The sequence below is a fragment of the Mesorhizobium sp. M0185 genome (genome assembly GCF_040322175.1).
Classification (GTDB): domain Bacteria; phylum Pseudomonadota; class Alphaproteobacteria; order Rhizobiales; family Rhizobiaceae; genus Mesorhizobium.
The window spans coordinates 1-925 of the sequence record NZ_JAMYSY010000127.1 but is presented as its reverse complement, the minus strand read 5'-3'; the positions used below and the strand labels follow the sequence as shown (position 1 = coordinate 925).

Annotated in this window: 1 protein-coding gene; it reads right to left on the bottom strand. The window is 63.4% G+C overall.

The features are described from left to right. A partial coding sequence (locus NKJ20_RS34040; RefSeq protein WP_352749968.1) for an IS110 family transposase occupies positions 1–709 on the bottom strand: 709 nt, incomplete at its 3' end. Positions 710–925 lie beyond the last annotated feature (216 nt).

Genomic DNA, 925 nt, shown 5'->3' with positions numbered 1-925 from the left:
GTCGTGCGACGGGAGCGAGGCCTGCGAGGGAAGCAGCCTGACCCTGACCGAGCGTGCCGAGTTCGGGCATTTCGATGAGAAGCGCGAAGGCGGTGATTGCCGAGACGCCCGGGATCGAGACGAGGATAGCGAAGCGACGGGAGAGATCGGGATCGGACTGGATGAGCGCCGTGATCTCCTTTTCGACAGCAGCCATTTGACGTTCGATCTGCCTGAGCTGCTGGGCATTGTGGCGCTTGAGGATGGGAAGGGTTAGCGCCTTGGCCCTGTTCCTCGCCGCCGTCCGGTTCTTCACCAGCGCCTCGCGCGCCATGTGCAGGTCCTTGAGGTCATTGAGGATCGGGCTGCGCACCGGTCGTGCTTCGAGGTCGAGAAGAGCGCCCATGCGCGCCAGCATGGCGGCGTCCAGCCGGTCGGTCTTGGCGATCCTGCCGGTGGCCTCGGCGAAGCGCCGGGCTTGGCGTGGGTTGACCTTGACCAGCGCAAGGCCAGCCGCCGCCAGCTTCCGCTCAAAGGCCCGGTGATATGGACCTGTCGGCTCATAGACGATGCGTACGCCGGGCGGGTCCAACCGGCTCGGGCTCAACCAGCTCATGAACGCCTTGTGGCCGCGGCTGTCGTTGGCAAAACGCCGGCTCGCGCCGTCGCTCAGCCTGTGGGCGTCGAGATGGTCTTTCGAAATGTCGATCCCGATGGTATCGTTGGTCATCTTTCACTTGTCCTGTGCTTGTCGTTCGGAGCCGAACTCCGGGTATCCGTTCAGGCCTCAAGGGAAAGACGAGGGCGATCCGACTCTAGCTCGACCCGTCAAACGGTCAGCAATTCCACCGATCCGACCCTCGCCGCTGAGGGAGGGCGGCTACCCTCTCTCAGCGTTCCTTTCTGACCCATTCGGCAGCGAAAGTCATAAGACAAGCAATTCCAG